13 protein-coding genes and 4 tRNA genes are annotated in these 15,813 nt (G+C 65.8%); 5 read left to right on the forward strand and 12 right to left on the reverse strand.

The features are described 5' to 3' along the window. The first annotated feature begins 60 nt into the window (after window positions 1–60). Window positions 61–699 carry a YqhA family protein gene (locus ABID97_RS17530; protein ID WP_354399694.1) on the forward strand — a complete coding sequence of 213 codons (639 nt, stop codon included), beginning with the start codon at window positions 61–63 and terminating at the stop codon, window positions 697–699. 13 nt (window positions 700–712) lie between these two features. Here the strand turns inward: ABID97_RS17530 and ABID97_RS17535 are convergent, their stop codons facing one another. Beyond that, window positions 713–1,630, reverse strand: a complete 918-nt coding sequence (locus tag ABID97_RS17535; protein ID WP_354399695.1) for a LysR family transcriptional regulator — start codon at window positions 1,628–1,630, stop codon at window positions 713–715. Between the two features lie 101 nt (window positions 1,631–1,731). On the opposite strand from ABID97_RS17535, the gene ABID97_RS17540 reads away from it, so the two are divergent. Beyond that, window positions 1,732–2,349: an NAD(P)-dependent oxidoreductase gene (locus ABID97_RS17540; RefSeq protein ID WP_354399696.1), complete on the forward strand. Its 618-nt coding sequence runs from the start codon at window positions 1,732–1,734 to the stop codon at window positions 2,347–2,349. On the opposite strand, the gene fumC is transcribed toward ABID97_RS17540, so the two are convergent. Next, window positions 2,343–3,740, reverse strand: a complete 1,398-nt coding sequence (gene fumC, locus ABID97_RS17545; RefSeq protein WP_354399697.1) for a class II fumarate hydratase — start codon at window positions 3,738–3,740, stop codon at window positions 2,343–2,345. The two genes, ABID97_RS17540 and fumC, sit on opposite strands and share 7 nt — an antisense overlap. Window positions 3,741–3,937: 197 nt before the next feature. On the opposite strand from fumC, the gene ABID97_RS17550 reads away from it, so the two are divergent. The 3 genes from ABID97_RS17550 to ABID97_RS17560 are packed head-to-tail and all read left to right on the forward strand — an operon-like array spanning window position 3,938 to window position 7,147. Next, on the forward strand, window positions 3,938–5,491 hold the full coding sequence (locus ABID97_RS17550) for a fumarate hydratase (RefSeq protein WP_354399698.1): 1,554 nt from the start codon (window positions 3,938–3,940) through the stop codon (window positions 5,489–5,491). A 58-nt stretch (window positions 5,492–5,549) separates the two neighbouring features. Continuing rightward, window positions 5,550–6,356 (forward strand): glutamate racemase, encoded by an 807-nt coding sequence (gene murI, locus ABID97_RS17555; protein ID WP_354399699.1) that lies wholly within the window; start codon window positions 5,550–5,552, stop codon window positions 6,354–6,356. Beyond that, window positions 6,353–7,147: a PA3715 family protein gene (locus tag ABID97_RS17560; protein ID WP_354399700.1), complete on the forward strand. Its 795-nt coding sequence runs from the start codon at window positions 6,353–6,355 to the stop codon at window positions 7,145–7,147. Before murI ends, ABID97_RS17560 begins: the two co-directional genes overlap by 4 nt. Before the next feature lie 10 nt (window positions 7,148–7,157). Here the strand turns inward: ABID97_RS17560 and ABID97_RS17565 are convergent, their stop codons facing one another. From ABID97_RS17565 to ABID97_RS17610, 10 genes are all read right to left on the reverse strand, one after another. After that, window positions 7,158–8,459, reverse strand: coding sequence for an MFS transporter (locus ABID97_RS17565; protein WP_354399701.1), 1,302 nt, complete (start codon window positions 8,457–8,459; stop codon window positions 7,158–7,160). A 42-nt stretch (window positions 8,460–8,501) separates the two neighbouring features. Next, complete coding sequence (locus ABID97_RS17570; protein WP_354399702.1) at window positions 8,502–9,134, reverse strand: DUF6806 family protein; 633 nt, start codon at window positions 9,132–9,134, stop codon at window positions 8,502–8,504. A gap of 22 nt (window positions 9,135–9,156) precedes the next feature. After that, a tRNA-Leu gene (locus ABID97_RS17575) sits at window positions 9,157–9,248 on the reverse strand. Window positions 9,249–9,353: 105 nt separating this feature from the next. Beyond that, a tRNA-Cys gene (locus ABID97_RS17580) sits at window positions 9,354–9,427 on the reverse strand. 66 nt (window positions 9,428–9,493) lie between these two features. Then, window positions 9,494–9,569 (reverse strand) — tRNA-Gly (locus ABID97_RS17585). Between the two features lie 54 nt (window positions 9,570–9,623). Beyond that, window positions 9,624–12,062, reverse strand: coding sequence for an endopeptidase La (lon, locus tag ABID97_RS17590; RefSeq protein WP_354399703.1), 2,439 nt, complete (start codon window positions 12,060–12,062; stop codon window positions 9,624–9,626). Window positions 12,063–12,181: 119 nt separating this feature from the next. Continuing rightward, window positions 12,182–13,447 carry an ATP-dependent Clp protease ATP-binding subunit ClpX gene (gene clpX, locus ABID97_RS17595; RefSeq protein WP_307581188.1) on the reverse strand — a complete coding sequence of 422 codons (1,266 nt, stop codon included), beginning with the start codon at window positions 13,445–13,447 and terminating at the stop codon, window positions 12,182–12,184. A 120-nt stretch (window positions 13,448–13,567) separates the two neighbouring features. Then, entirely contained in the window at window positions 13,568–14,176 is a 609-nt protein-coding gene (gene clpP / locus ABID97_RS17600) for an ATP-dependent Clp endopeptidase proteolytic subunit ClpP (protein ID WP_354399704.1), read from the reverse strand. 118 nt (window positions 14,177–14,294) lie between these two features. Beyond that, window positions 14,295–15,611 carry a trigger factor gene (gene tig / locus ABID97_RS17605; protein WP_354399705.1) on the reverse strand — a complete coding sequence of 439 codons (1,317 nt, stop codon included), beginning with the start codon at window positions 15,609–15,611 and terminating at the stop codon, window positions 14,295–14,297. 26 nt (window positions 15,612–15,637) lie between these two features. Next, window positions 15,638–15,724 (reverse strand) — tRNA-Leu (locus ABID97_RS17610). Window positions 15,725–15,813 lie beyond the last annotated feature (89 nt).

The raw sequence follows: 15,813 nt of genomic DNA on the forward strand, positions 1-15,813 counted from the left end.
ATCACGGGCCGGTCACGGGGGCACCTCTAGAATCGCCGGTCGTTCCCAACCAGCCCTCCAATGTCCGCTCCCGATCCCTTCGACCGCCCCCCGACCCCCGTTCCCGCCCGTGGCTCGCCGCTGCGTCCGCTGCCCAAGCTGATCTTCGCGAGCCGCTGGCTGCAGCTGCCGCTGTACCTGGGCCTGATCGTGGCGCAGGCGGTGTACGTGGTGCACTTCCTGGTCGAACTGCTGCACCTGGTCGAGGCGGCGTTCGGCAGCAAGGAAGCGCTGAAGGCGCTGGTCACCAGCATCGGCTACAAGACCACCGCGTCGGTGGACACGCTCAACGAGACGGTGATCATGCTGGTGGTGCTGGCGCTGATCGACGTGGTGATGATCTCCAACCTGCTCATCATGGTGATCGTGGGCGGCTACGAGACCTTCGTGAGCCGCATGGACCTGGAAGGCCACCGCGACCAGCCTGAATGGCTGAGCCATGTGAACGCCTCGGTGCTCAAGGTGAAGCTGGCCACGGCCATCATCGGCATCAGCTCGATCCACCTGCTGAAGACCTTCATCAATGCGGACAACTACACCGACCGCGTGCTGATTGCGCAGACCGTGATCCACATTGCGTTCCTGTTCTCGGCCATGGCCATTGCCTACACCGACAAGCTCATGACGTCGAATGCACCGAAGGCGGGCGGATCGCACTGACCCCGGGCCGGTGCTAGCCCGCGGGCGGCAGGTCCCACGCGGGCACGCCGGTGAACCGCGCGGCGAGGAAGTCGAGCATCGTGCGAAGCGCGGCCGGCATGTGCTTGCGCGACGCATACACCGCGTACAAGCCCACCACCTGCGGTTCGCATTCGGCAAAGAGCGGCACCAGTTCACCAGCCTTCAAGTGGCCGGCCGTGAGAAAGGTCGGCAGCATCGCAATGCCGGCACCGGCCCGCGCAAGGTGCATCAGGCTCACCGCATCGTTGGTCGACAGGTTGCCCCCCACGGCCACGGACACCGGCTCCCCGGTGTCCTTGCGCGTGAAATTCCAGAGGCTGCGCCCGAAGTACGAATGCGTGAGGCAATTGCGCTCGGCCAGTTCCTCGACCCGCGACGGCCGGCCGTGCTCCTTCAGGTAGGCGGGTGACGCGCAGACCACCGAACGGCAATCGGTGAGCCGCCGCGCGATGAGGTTCGGATCGATTTCCGCTGCCGCCCGGATGGCGAGATCGATGCGCTCGTCCACCAGGTTCACCGCACGGTCCAGCAGCACCAGGTCGACCGCCACGCCGGGATAGAGCCGCACGTAGTCGGCCACGGCGCCCGCCAGCTGCGCCTGCGCGAACGAGGTGCTGCAGGTGACGCGCAACTGGCCCTGGGGCGCCTCCGCCGGATGCCGCACCGCGGCCTGCATGTCGCCCGCCAGTTCGAGCACCTGGCGGCAGCGCGGCAGCAGCTCTTCGCCGGCCGCCGTGAGGCTCAGCCGGCGCGTGGTGCGGTGCAAGAGGCGCGCGCCGGTCCACTGCTCGAGCTCGGCCACATAGCGCGTGACCACCGGCCGCGAAAGATCGAGCTTGTCGGCCGCGGCCGAAAGGCTGCCCGAATCCACCACCGTGACGAACACCCGCATTGCATTCAATCGGTCCATTCGAACGATTTTAGGAATAAACAAGCGCGCATTTCGAGGTATTTCTTTCGAAAGCAGAAACCTAAGATGAGTCTCTTCGCATCAACATTCCAGGAGCATTCATGAGCCACATCGCCATCATTGGCGCCACCGGACGTGCCGGTGGCCGACTTCTCGAAGAGGCCCTGCGCCGCGGACACACCGTGACGGCCATCGCACGCAAGGCGAGCGACAAGCTCTCGGGCCGCGCGAACGTGAAGGCCATCGACGTCGACGTGCTCGACGCGCCCGCGCTCGAGAAGGCGCTGGCCGGGCACGACGCCGTGTTCAGCGCCGCGCACTTTTCCACCGTGCCGGCGGCCGCCATCATCGAGCCGGCAAAGCGCGCCGGCGTGAAGCGCCTGCTGGTGGTGGGCGGCGCCGGCAGCCTGTTCGCGGCGCCGGGGCTGAAGGTGATCGAGACGCCGAACTTTCCCGAGGCCTACAAGGCCGAGGCCTCCGCGGGCGGCGCGTTCCTGGACACGCTGCGCAGCGAGAAGGAACTCGACTGGACCTTTCTCTCGCCTTCCGCCGAATTCGTCGAAGGCGAGCGCACGGGCAAGTTCCGCCTGGGCACGGACGACCTGCTGGTGAGCGCCGAGGGCCGCAGCTGGATCAGCTTCGAGGACTACGCAATCGCGTTCATCGACGAACTCGAAAAGCCGGCGCACTCGCGCCAGCGCTACACGGTCGGCTACTGACCGGTCATGTTCTCGGGCACCACCCACTGGTCGAATTGCTCGGCCGTGAGGTGGCCCGAAGCGATGGCCGCTTCGCGCAGGCTCGTGCCTTCCTTGTGCGCCTTCTTCGCGATGTAGGCCGACTTGTCGTACCCGATGTGCGTGTTGAGCGCGGTCACGAGCATGAGCGATCGCTGCACCAGTTCCGTGATGCGCTCGCGGTTCGGCTCGATGCCCACGGCGCAATGGTCGTTGAAGCTCACCATGCCGTCGGCCAGGAGGCGCACGCTCTGCAGGAAGTTGTGCGCCACCATCGGGCGGAACACATTGAGCTCGAAGTTGCCCGAGGCGCCGCCGATGTTGATGGCGACGTCGTTGCCGAACACCTGGGCCGCCAGCATCGTGATGGCTTCGCTCTGCGTCGGGTTGACCTTGCCCGGCATGATCGACGAGCCGGGTTCGTTCTCGGGGATGCTGAGTTCGCCGATGCCGCTGCGCGGCCCGCTCGCGAGCCAGCGCACGTCGTTGGCGATCTTGTTCATGCTGGCCGCGAGCGTCTTGAGCGCGCCGTGCGCATGCACCAGCGCATCGACGCTGGCCATGGCTTCGAACTTGCTGGGCGCAGTCACGAAGGGCAGGCCCGTGAGCGTGGCGAGCTCGGCCGCCACCTGCTCGGCGTAGCCCTTGGGCGCGTTGAGCCCGGTGCCGACGGCCGTGCCGCCCAGCGCCAGCTCGCACAAGTGCGGCAGCGCGGCACGCACATGCGCCTCGCCGTGCGCCAGCTGCGCCACATAGCCCGAGAACTCCTGGCCCAACGTGAGCGGCGTGGCGTCCTGCAAGTGGGTGCGGCCGATCTTCACGATGCCGGCAAAGTCCTTGGCCTTTTGATCGAGCGTGCCGCGCAGCTTCGCGATGGCAGGCAGCAGCCTGTGCGTGATGGCCTCGACGGCGGCCACGTGCATGGCCGTGGGGAACACGTCGTTGCTCGACTGGCTGCGGTTCACGTCGTCGTTGGGGTGCACGAGGCGCCCCTCCCCGCGTTCGCCGCCGAGCAGTTCGCTGGCGCGGTTGGCCAGCACCTCGTTGACGTTCATGTTGGTCTGCGTACCCGAGCCGGTCTGCCACACCACGAGCGGAAATTCGCCCGGATGCTTGCCGGCGATGACTTCGTCGGCCGCGGCGACGATGGCCTGGGTCTTCTTCTCGTCCTGCAGGCCGAGCGCGTGGTTGACCACGGCCGACGCGCGCTTCACCTGCGCCAGCGCCTTGATGATCTCGCGCGGCTGCTGCTCGCCGGAGATGTCGAAGTTCTGCAGCGAGCGCTGTGTCTGCGCACCCCACAGCTTGTCGGCCAGCACGTCGATCGGGCCGAAGGTGTCGCGCTCGGCACGGGTCTTGGGGGAAGTCGTCATGATGAAGGAAGCTCCGCAGTCTTGGGTGTGGCGAGTATGGCGCCGATAAGAATGGCTCGCATCTGGCGAGGACTTTGGCCCCGCCGCCCGGCCCACGATACGCCCGCTGCCTGACCCATGCCATACCCCGCCGGGGTCGGCGCGCCGGCTGAGATAATCGGGGGGCGTTTCCACACTCCCAAAAAGCATCCCCCACCATGACGACCACGATCCAGCAGGCCGACCTGATCGAATCGATCAGCGCCGCGTTGCAGTACATCAGCTACTACCACCCCGCCGACTACATCGCCCACCTGGCCCGCGCCTACGAACGCGAGCAGAGCCCCGCCGCCAAGGACGCCATTGCGCAGATCCTCACCAACAGCAAGATGAGCGCGACCGGGCACCGCCCGATCTGCCAGGACACCGGCATCGTCAACGTGTTCCTCAAGGTGGGCATGGACGTGCGCTGGGGCGGCTTCACCGGTTCGCTGGACGACGCCATCAACGAAGGCGTGCGCCGGGGCTACAACCATCCCGACAACACGCTGCGCGCCTCGGTGGTGGCCGATCCGCAGTTCGACCGCAAGAACACCAAGGACAACACGCCCGCGGTGATCTTCACCGAGATCGTTCCGGGCAACACGGTCGAAGTGACGGTCGCGGCCAAGGGCGGCGGCAGCGAGAACAAGAGCAAGCTGGTCATGCTGAACCCCGGCGACAGCGTGGTCGACTGGGTGCTCAAGACGGTGCCGACCATGGGCGCCGGCTGGTGCCCCCCGGGCATGCTGGGCATCGGCATCGGCGGCACCGCCGAGAAAGCCGCGCTGATGGCCAAGGAAAGCCTGATGGACGACCTCGACATGCACGAGCTGCAGGCCAAGAAAGCCTCGGGCGCCGAGCTCAGCAAGGTGGAGGCGCTGCGCATCGAGCTGTACGAGAAGGTCAATGCACTGGGCATCGGCGCGCAGGGCCTGGGCGGCCTGGCCACCGTGCTCGACATCAAGATCAAGATGTACCCGACCCACGCGGCCAGCAAGCCGGTGGCGATGATTCCCAATTGCGCGGCCACGCGCCATGCGCACTTCGTGATGGACGGCAGCGGCGCGGTCTACCTCGATCCGCCCTCGCTGGACCTCTGGCCCGACGTGAACTGGGCGCCCGACGCCAACAAGAGCAAGCGCGTCGACCTCGACAAGCTCACGCCCGCCGAAGTGGCGAGCTGGAAGCCCGGCGAGACGCTGCTGCTCAACGGCAAGATGCTGACCGGCCGCGACGCCGCGCACAAGCGCATCCAGGGCATGCTGGCCAAGGGCGAGAAGCTGCCGGTGGACTTCACCAACCGCGTCATCTACTACGTCGGCCCGGTCGACCCGGTCGGCGACGAGGCCGTGGGCCCCGCGGGCCCGACCACCGCCACGCGCATGGACGGCTTCACCGAGATGATGCTGGCCGAAACCGGCCTGATCGCGATGATCGGCAAGGCCGAGCGCGGCCCCGTGGCCATCGAGGCCATCAAGAAGCACAAGAGCGCCTACCTTATGGCCGTGGGCGGCGCCGCCTACCTGGTGAGCAAGGCCATCAAGACCGCCAAGGTGGTGGGCTTCGAAGACCTGGGCATGGAAGCCATCTACGAATTCGACGTCGTCGACATGCCCGTGACGGTGGCGGTGGATGCCGGCGGAACCAGCGCGCACATCACCGGCCCGGCCGAGTGGCAGAAGCGCATTGCGAGCGGCGAGTTCAAGACCATCATGATGGAAGAAGCTTGAGCGACGCCCGGCCGCCCGAAGGCGCGTGCACCGCAGTGCGCAGCACGGAGGTTTTCTGATGCCTCACATAGGTGTCTTCGACAGCGGCGTGGGCGGCCTCAGCGTGCTTGCGGCGCTGCGTGCCGAGCTGCAGCACGAAAGCTTCGTGTACTTTGCGGACACGGCTTTCGCGCCGTACGGCGAGCGCGGCGACGCCTATGTGACCGAGCGTTCGCGCCAGGTGGCCGCGCAGCTCATCGACGCGCACGGCATCAAGGCGCTGGTGGTGGCCTGCAACACGGCCACCACGGCGGCGATCCACCTGCTGCGCTCGGAGCATCCGGCCTTGCCCATCGTGGGCCTGGAGCCCGCGCTCAAGCCCGCGGTGGCGACGAGCCGCACGGGACACATCTCGGTCATGGCCACGCGCGGGACGCTGGCCAGCGCCAAATATGCCGCGCTGCGCGATTCTTTCGCGGGCACCGCGACGGTCCGCGCCGTGCCATGCGACGGCCTCGTGAAGGCCATCGAAGGCTTCGACACCGCGGCCATCGAGGCGCTCTGCGCCCGCTACATGGCCGAGGCCGGTCCGTTCGGACATGCGACGGGCGAAGTCGACACCGTCGTGCTCGGCTGCACGCACTACCCGCTCGTGAAGAGCGAACTGCAGCGCCATGCGCCGCCCTCGCTCCGCTTCATCGATACCGGTGCACCCGTCGCGCAGCAGACCCGCCGCGTGCTGGCCTCCCTTGGCCAGCTGGCGGACGGCGGCCAGGGCGGGCTGCTGCTGCAGGGCAGCGGCGATCTTGCCGTGCTCGAAGCCGCAGCCGCGCACTGGCTGCGGCAGCCGCGGCCGAGCGATGCACCGGCAACGGCCGCCGCGTGACGCCGATCCGCATGCGCACCGCCTTGCGCCTCGTTGTGCCCGTGCTGTGCCTTTCGGGCGCGGGCCTCGTCCATGCCGCTTGCGAGAGCGGACTGGCCGAGCGCATGCACGCCAAGCTGCATCCGACCCGCGTGCTCGACGAACGCCTGGCGGCATGCAAGCCCTGGCCGGCGTTTCCGGGACGCAGCATCGTGGTGCTGCCGGTGCCGCGCGAGACCAGCAGCACGGGTGCCAGGATCTTCGACCTGGAGCTGCTGCTGATCCAGCGGCCCGACAACGGCAACACCGAGCGCGACATGGTGATCGGCCGGATCGTCCAGCCCGAGGCGCTGGACGAGGACAAGGCGACCGCCATCCAGGACATCCGCATCGACACTTCGCGCTATGTGCTGGCTTCCGACACGCGCGCCTTCGGGGTGCGCGTGCGCTACAGGGGCACGGCGCCGGGCAGTTCGGCCGCGAGCGAAACCATCCGCCTCTACGTGCACCACGGCAACAAGCTGCGCCAGGTGCTGCAGGAAGTCGAGCTCGACCGCGACAGCGGCGAGTGGGACAGCACCTGCAGCGGCCGTTTCGAGAAGCTGCGCACCATGCTGTCGGTCGGCAAATCGTCCAGCAACGGCTATGCCGACCTCCAGCTCGCGCGCACGCTGGTCCAGAGCCATGCGCAGCCGCAGGAAGACCAGGGTTGCACCGAGAAAGCCGCCCCCGCGCGGTTCAACACCGTGACGCTGCGCTACGACGGCGAGCGCTACCGGGTGCCCAAGCTGCTGCAGCAGCAGATGCCCTGAGCCGCAGGGCCTAGCGATTGCGCAGCGCGGCTTGCCGGCCGCGCGCCATGTCGACGGGCAGCAGGAGCACGAGCCCTGCAATGAACAGCACCGCCGTCGAGAGAATGGCAATGCGCTGGTTGCCGCCCGCGGCCCAGGTGATGGCCCCGTACATCAGCGGGCCGATGATGCTCGCGAGCCGCGTCGCAAAAGTCCAGAGCCCGAAGAATTCGGCCAGCTGCCGCGGCGGCGCAAGGTAGCCGGTCATCGCGCGGCCAGCCGACTGGCTGGAGCCCATGGCAAGCCCGGCGATGGCGGCGGCCCACCAGAAGGCGCCCTTGGTGGTCGCCAGGGCCGCGATGACGCAGACCGCGATCCATGCCACCAGCGTGCCGGCCAGCGCGATCTTGTGGCCGATGCGGTCCTGTACATAGCCGAACGAAAAGGCGCCGACCGCGGCCGCGATGTTGAGCACGAAGATCAGCACCATGGTCTCGCTCGCCACGAAGCCGATCACCTGCTCGGCATAGATCGCCGCGAGCGTGATGGCCACTGCCACGCCGCCCTGGTAGCACACCGTGCAGACCAGGAGCCACATGAAGTCGCGGTAGGCGCGTGCCTCGCGGAACGTGGCCCGCAACTGCCGCCAGGCGCTCGATGCGGTGTCGGTCGCACGGGGCCTCGCGCGCTCGGGCAGGAGCGCAAAGGTGGCGCAAGCGGCCGTGCCGTAGATGGCGGCCGTGATCAGCATCGTGACCGGGACGAAGTGCGATGCCGGCAGCCCCTTTGCCTGCGAGGCCAGCACGTACGCCAGGCACGTGCCGAGCGCCAGCATGCCGCCGACGTAGCCGAAGGCCCAGCCCCACCCGCTGACCTTTCCCATGCCCTCGGCCGTGGCGAGCTCGGGCAGGAACGCGCCGGTCAGCGATTCGCCGTACGAATAGAAAGTGTTCGACACGATCACCAGGCCCATGGCCACCGCGACGCCCGTGGTGCCCGAAAAGCCCGGCGTGAGCGCCAGTGCGGCCGTGCCGAGCACGCAGCCCGCCGTCGCCACGGCCAGCACGCGCTTCTTGGCCGCGCGGCGGTCGGCCCAAGCCCCGATGGCGGGCATGGAGAGCATCACGATGGCATAGGAGACGCTGAGCGCCGCGGTCCATGCAAAGGCGGCCCAGGGCGCGCCCTTGGCGACGCCACCGACGAAGTAGGCGGCGAACACCGCCGTGATGACGACGGTGGTGTAGCCCGAGTTGGCGAAGTCGTACATCGCCCAGCCGAACACCTCGCGCTTGCGCACGCCAGGGTTCAGGGCAGAAGACGGGAACAGCGCCATGCGGCGGTGAAATCGCGGCGCCGTGAGTCGGATGGACCCGTGTCAGTGCAGGTGGCGCGGACGGCGTCCGCCGCCATGTCCACCACCGCTGCCACTGCCGCCCGTGCCGCGCGGGCGCTTGCCGATCTCGAGCGAATTCACGAGCGCGTCGAAGCGGTCGCTGAAGAGCCGGTCGATCTCGGCCACCACGCCGCCGAGCTCGGCGCCATCGAAGTGGCGTTCCATCAGGTTGACGACGTCTTCCACCAGCAGGTCGCGCTGCACCTGCATGATCGCGGCCGGATTCGGGCCGACGAACAGCATCAGGAAATCGTCGCGCGATTCTTCGTCCGGGTCGCCCTCTTCCTCGTCGAAGTCGGTGTCGTAGAAGGTGACTTCGATGGCGGCGCCGCGCTCCGACAGTTCATTGAGGGCCATGCACATTTCATCGAGGGCCTGGCGGAAGTCGTCATCGCCCGGCACGGTCCAGCACATCTGGAGCATGTGCTCCTTCTGCTCGAAACGGATGCCGGGCTCTTCTTCGTAGGTGCTCGTGGCACCGTCGGCCAGCGACTTGGCGCCCGAATAGGCCCAGAGCGGCTTGAGCGCTTCCTGGATCTGGTCGAAGGTGACGTCGGACCGCAGCGCCACGTCGCCGTGCACGTGGATCTCGAATGGAGCGTTGTAACGAGGCATGGAGTGCTCCCTTGTCTAAATATGGTGCCCGGAACGGGGGTCGAACCCGTATGCCCCGATTAAGGAAGCGGCGGATTTTAAGTCCGATGTGTCTACCAATTTCACCATCCGGGCCTCGGGTTTGAACATCGACGATAACCCAAACGAAACGAGCCCCGGCAACGCAGGTTGGCGGGGCTGTTTTTTGAAGGAGGGTGGATCGAATTGATCAGGAGATGGTGGAGGCGCGACCCGGAGTCGAACCGGGCTGGACGGATTTGCAATCCGTTGCATAACCGCTTTGCTATCGCGCCACGCTGCTGAAAAACGAAATCGAACTCGCGAAAAAAAGGGAAGCAGTGCTTCCCTTTTTCAAAAACTGGAGCGGGAAAAGAGTCTCGAACTCTCGACCTCAACCTTGGCAAGGTTGCGCTCTACCAACTGAGCTATTCCCGCGTTTCGAGCCTCGAATTATAGAACACTTTTTCGGGGCCCGGCAAGTTCCGCCGATCAATGTTTGACGGAGCCTTCGGAGGCACGCGCTTCGCGCTGCTTGGCCAGTTCGGCCACGGCAGCGGCGGAGGCAGCAACCTCTTCGTCGGACAAGGGTTCGGGCATCTTCTCGAGCGCGATCTCCAGGACCTTGTCGATCCACTTCACGGGCACGATCTCGAGGCCGTTCTTCACGTTCTCGGGAATGTCCTGAAGGTCTTTTGCGTTCTCTTCGGGAATCAGCACGGTCTTGATGCCGCCGCGCAGCGCCGCCAGCAGTTTTTCCTTCAGGCCGCCGATGGCCGTGACCTCGCCGCGCAGCGTGATCTCGCCGGTCATGGCGACGTCCGCGCGCACTGGGATGCCGGTGAGCGCCGACACGAAGGCCGTGGTCATCGCGGCGCCCGCGCTCGGGCCGTCCTTGGGCGTTGCGCCGTCCGGCACGTGGATGTGGATGTCGCGCTTCTCGAATACCTCGTCCTTGATGCCCAGGCGGCGCGAGCGGCTGCGCACCACGGTGCGCGCGGCCTCGACCGATTCCTTCATCACGTCGCCGAGCGAACCGGTGCGGCTGATCACGCCCTTGCCGGGCATGGTGACGGCCTCGATGGTGAGCAGGTCGCCGCCCACTTCGGTCCACGCCAGCCCGACCACCTGGCCGACCTGGTTCTGCTTCTCGGCGAGGCCGAAGCTGTACTTGCGAACGCCCAGGAAGTCGTTGAGGTTGCTGCCGTCGACCGTGACCTTCGGCGTCATCTTCTTGAGCAGCAGGGCCTTCACCACCTTGCGGCAGATCTTGGAGAGCTCGCGCTCCAGCGAACGCACGCCGGCTTCACGCGTGTAGTAGCGCACGATGTCGCGCACGGCCTCTTCGGTGACGAGCAGCTCGTCTTCCTTCACGCCGTTGTTCTTCATCTGCTTGGGCAGCAGGTACTTGATCGCGATGTTGGTCTTCTCGTCCTCGGTGTAGCCCGAGAGGCGGATGACTTCCATCCGGTCGAGCAGCGCCGGCGGGATGTTCATCGAGTTCGAGGTGGCGACGAACATCACGTCGGACAGGTCGAAGTCGACCTCGACGTAGTGGTCGCCGAAGGTGTGGTTCTGCTCCGGGTCGAGCACCTCGAGCAGCGCGCTCGACGGGTCGCCGCGGAAGTCGGTTCCGAGCTTGTCGATCTCGTCGAGCAGGAACAGCGGATTGCGCGTGCCGATCTTGCTCAGGCCCTGCAGCACCTTGCCCGGCAGAGCGCCGATGTAGGTGCGGCGGTGGCCGCGGATCTCGGCCTCGTCGCGCATGCCGCCCAGCGCCATGCGGGTGTACTTGCGGCCGGTCGCCTTGGCGATCGACTGCCCGAGCGAGGTCTTGCCCACGCCCGGCGGGCCCACCAGGCAGAGGATCGGCGCCTTCACCTTGTCGACGCGCTGCTGCACCGCGAGATATTCGAGGATGCGGTCCTTGACCTTCTCCAGGCCGTAGTGGTCGGCATTGAGCACCGCCTCGGCATTGGCCAGGTCGTGCTTGATCTTGGTCTTCTTGCTCCAGGGCAGGGCCACCAGCACGTCGATGTAGTTGCGTACCACCGTGGCTTCGGCCGACATGGGCGACATCAGCTTGAGCTTCTTGAGCTCGCCCTCGGCCTTCTTGAGCGCTTCCTTGGGCATCTTGGCGAGCTTGATCTTCTTCTCGATCTCCTCGATGTCCGCGCCCTCTTCGCCTTCGCCGAGCTCCTTCTGGATCGCCTTGACCTGCTCGTTGAGGTAGAAGTCGCGCTGGTTCTTTTCCATCTGGCGCTTCACGCGGCCGCGGATCTTCTTGTCGACGTTGAGGATGTCGACCTCGCGCTCCAGCTGGCCGAACAGGTTCTCCAGGCGCGACTTGACGTCGGCCAGGTCGAGCACGGCCTGCTTGTTGTCGAGCTTGAGCGGCAGGTGGGCCGCGATGGTGTCGGCCAGGCGGCCGGGATCGTCGATGCTCGAGATCGAGGTAAGGATCTCGGGCGGGATCTTCTTGTTGAGCTTGACGTACTGGTCGAACTGCTGCATCACGGCACGGCGCAGCGCCTCGACCTCGGTGCCCTTTTCGCCGCCTTCAGGCGCCTCGACCGGCGTCACGTTGGCGGTGAAATGGGTCTCGCCGTCGTCGATGCGGTTCACGCGGGCGCGCTGCTGGCCCTCGACCAGCACCTTCACGGTGCCGTCGGGCAGCTTGAGCATCTGCAGGATGGTGGAGACGCAGCCGACCTCGAACATGTCCTCGACCGAGGGCTCGTCCTTGGCGGCGGCTTTCTGCGCCACCAGCATGATGCGGCGCTCGGCCTCCATGGCCAGCTCGAGTGCCTTGATGCTCTTGGGCCGCCCCACGAAGAGCGGGATCACCATGTGGGGGAACACGACGACGTCGCGCAGCGGCAGCAGCGGCAGGTCGATCGCGTCGGCAGGCAGGGGGGTATGACCGGACATGAATATCCTTTGATTGATCAGGCAAAGATGGATGGGCCGGCGGGCATTTCAAGCCCGTGCACACGTTCTTTGTCGAAGGCGCCGGCGGCCTCGGTGGAAAGCGCCGGCGCCGCGTTCATTCAGGCCTTCTTGGCCGCCTCGCGGTACACGAGGAGCGGCGGCTTGTTTTCATCGATTGTGGATTCTTCGACCACAACCTTGTCGACGTTGGTGGCATTCGGCAGCTCGAACATGGTGTCGATCAGCGATTGCTCGAGGATGGAGCGCAGTCCCCGCGCGCCGGTCTTGCGCGCAAGCGCCTTGCGCGCAATGGCCTTGAGCGCCGCGGGACGGATCTCGAGGTCGACGCCCTCCATCTGCAGCAGCTTCGTGAACTGCTTGACGACGGCATTCTTGGGCTCGGTCAGGATCTGCACCAGCGCGTCTTCGCTGAGCTCGGCCAGCGAAGCCACCACGGGCATGCGGCCCACCAGTTCGGGGATCAGGCCGAACTTGATCAGGTCTTCGGGCTCGACTTCGCGGAACACCTCGGTGATGCTGCGCTGCGCCTTGCTCTTGACCGAGGCGCCGAAGCCGATGCCAGAGGCTTCGGTGCGGTTCTCGATGACCTTCTCGAGGCCGGCAAAGGCGCCGCCACAGATGAACAGGATGTTGGTCGTGTCGATCTGCAGGAAGTCCTGGTTCGGGTGCTTGCGCCCGCCCTGGGGCGGCACGCTGGCCATGGTGCCTTCGATGAGCTTCAGCAGCGCCTGCTGCACGCCCTCGCCCGACACGTCGCGGGTGATGGAGGGGTTGTCCGACTTGCGCGAGATCTTGTCGATTTCGTCGATGTAGACGATGCCGCGCTGGGCCCGCTCGACCTCGTAGTTGCAGCTTTGCAGCAGCTTCTGGATGATGTTCTCGACGTCTTCGCCCACGTAGCCGGCTTCGGTCAGCGTGGTGGCATCGGCCATGACGAAGGGCACGTCGAGCATGCGGGCGAGCGTTTGCGCCAGCAGCGTCTTGCCCGAGCCCGTGGGGCCGATCAGGAGGATGTTGCTCTTGCTGAGCTCGACGTCGTCGCCCTTGGCCTTTTCCTTGTGGCGCAGGCGCTTGTAGTGGTTGTAGACCGCCACGGACAGCATGCGCTTGGCCGGCTCCTGGCCGATCACGTAGTTGTCCAGGTTGGTCTTGATCTCCAGCGGCGTGGGCAGGTCGCTGCGCGCCTCGCGCGCCTCGTCGCCGGCCGGGAGCTCGTCGCGGATGATCTCGTTGCAAAGATCGATGCACTCGTCGCAGATGAAGACCGAAGGGCCCGCGATCAGCTTCTTGACCTCATGCTGGCTCTTGCCGCAGAACGAGCAATAAAGCGTTTTTTCGCTGGAGGAGCCTTTTTTTTCGGCCATGGACAGGTGCCTCGTAAAGGGGTAGGGACAATGATAACTAAACAAAAACGGCGTTTCCCTCGTGGAAAACGCCGTTTGTGCCTTTTTGGCGCCACCGGCGCCGCGGGGCGGGCTTGCCGATCAGCTGCGTTTTGCAATGACCTGGTCGACCAGGCCGTAGTCCTTGGCTTCGTCCGCCGTCAGGAAATAGTCGCGTTCGGTGTCCGACTTGACTTTTTCGAGCGGCTGGCCTGTGCGTTCGGCCAGGATGCGGTTCATCTGGTCCTTGGTGCGCAGGATGTCGCGGGCATGGATCTCGATGTCCGTGGCCTGGCCGCGCGCGCCGCCGAGCACTTGGTGGATCATGATCTTCGAATTGGGCAGCGAGAAGCGCTTGCCCTTTTCGCCGGCCGCCAGGAGGAAGGCGCCCATGCTGGCCGCAAAGCCGATGCACATCGTCGACACGTCGGGCTTGATGAACTGCATGGTGTCGTAGATGGCCATGCCGGCGCTCACGCTGCCGCCCGGGGAGTTGATGTAGAACGAAATGTCCTTGTCCGGGTTCTCGCTCTCCAGGAACAGCAGCTGCGCCACCACGAGGTTGGCGGTCTGGTCGTTGACTTCGCCCACCAGGAAGATGATGCGTTCCTTGAGAAGACGCGAGTAGATGTCGTAGGACCGCTCGCCGCGGCCCGACTGCTCGATGACCATCGGGATCATGCCGAGGCCTGTGATTTCCTGTGCGCTCATTGATTTGCTCTCCGGAAGGGGTTCGTTCGCTGTTCGTTTCTGACTGTACGCCTGAGTGAAATGGGGCTCGTGCCGCAAAGCACAAGCCCCATTCGCGTCTGCGGCTGCCGGGTGGCGATCAGCCCTGCTGCTGTGCCATCAGTTCGTCGAACGTCACGGACTTTTCGTTGACCTTGGCCTTGCCGAGCACGAACTCGGTCACGTTGTTCTCGATGACCACGGCCTCGACTTCGGCCAGGCGGTTGTTGTCGCTGAAATACCAGCGCACGACGTCGGCGGGCTTTTCGTAGCTGGCGGCCAGCTCGTCGATGTGGGCCTTGATCTGCTCGGGCTTGGCCTGCAGGTTGTTGGCGCGCACCAGTTCGGCCACCACGAGGCCCAGGCGCACGCGGCGCTCGGCCTGCGGGCGGAAGACTTCGTCGGGGATCGGCGCCTTGTCCGCGTCCTTGATGCCGCGCTGCTTGAGCTCGGCACGGGCGCCTTCGACCATGCGGTTCACTTCCGATTGCACGCTGGCGTTCGGCAGGTCGAGCTCGGCGTTGGCCAGCAAGGTGTCCATCACGGCATTCTTGTTGCGGGCCAAGAGGCGGAATTTCACTTCGCGCTCGAGGTTCTTCTTGATGTCGGCGCGCAGGCCCTCGACCGTTGCGTCGGGAATGCCGAGCGACTTGGCCAGCTGTTCGTTGACTTCGGGCAGGTGCGAGGCTTCGATCTTCTTCACGGTGACCATGAAGTCGGCCTGCTTGCCGGCCACGTCCTTGCCGTGGTAGTCGGCCGGGAACGACAGTGGGAAGGTGCGGCTGTCGCCGGACTTCATGCCGCGCACGGCATCTTCGAATTCCTTCAGCATCTGGCCTTCGCCGACGATGAACTGGAAGTCTTCGGCCTTGCCGCCCTGGAAGGGTTCGCCGTCGATCTTGCCTTCGAAGTCGACCGTCACGCGGTCGTCGTCCTGCACCACGGCGTCTTGCGCGCGCTGGGCGAAGGTGCGGCGCTGGCGGCGCAGGATGTCGAGCGTCTTGTCGATCGCGTCGTCGCCCACTTCGGCCGAGAGCTTCTCGACTTCGGCACCGGCCAGGTCGTTGATCTTGACTTCGGGAAACACCTCGAAGACGGCGTCGAAGGCCAGCTGGCCTTCGGGCGACTCTTCCTTCTCGGTGATGCGGGGCTGGCCGGCCACGCGCAGCTTGGCTTCGTTGGCGGCTTGCGAGAAGGCTTCACCGACCTTGTCGTTCATGACTTCGTAGTGGACCGAGTAGCCATAGCGCTGGGCCACGACGTTCATCGGCACCTTGCCCGGACGGAAGCCGTCCATCTTGACGGTGCGCGCGAGCTTCTTGAGGCGCGAATCGACTTCGGACTGGATGGTGCCGACCGGCAGGGTCAGCGTGATCTTGCGTTCGAGCTTCTCGAGAGTTTCAACGGTCACGGTCATGGTGTCTTCCTTGTGAGGGGTGTGGCTGGTGCGCGGGGCCGGACTCGAACCGGCACGTTCTTGCGAACGTCAGGACCTAAACCTGGTGCGTCTACCAATTTCGCCACCCGCGCTATTGCCATTTTTCAGGTGAATGCAAAAGCGGACGGCCCTGGTGCAACGGGTAGCCGCTGCCCAAAGACCGTCCGCCTGAAATCGGTCA

Source organism: Variovorax sp. OAS795 (genome assembly GCF_040546685.1).
In the GTDB taxonomy this organism is placed as follows: domain Bacteria; phylum Pseudomonadota; class Gammaproteobacteria; order Burkholderiales; family Burkholderiaceae_C; genus Variovorax.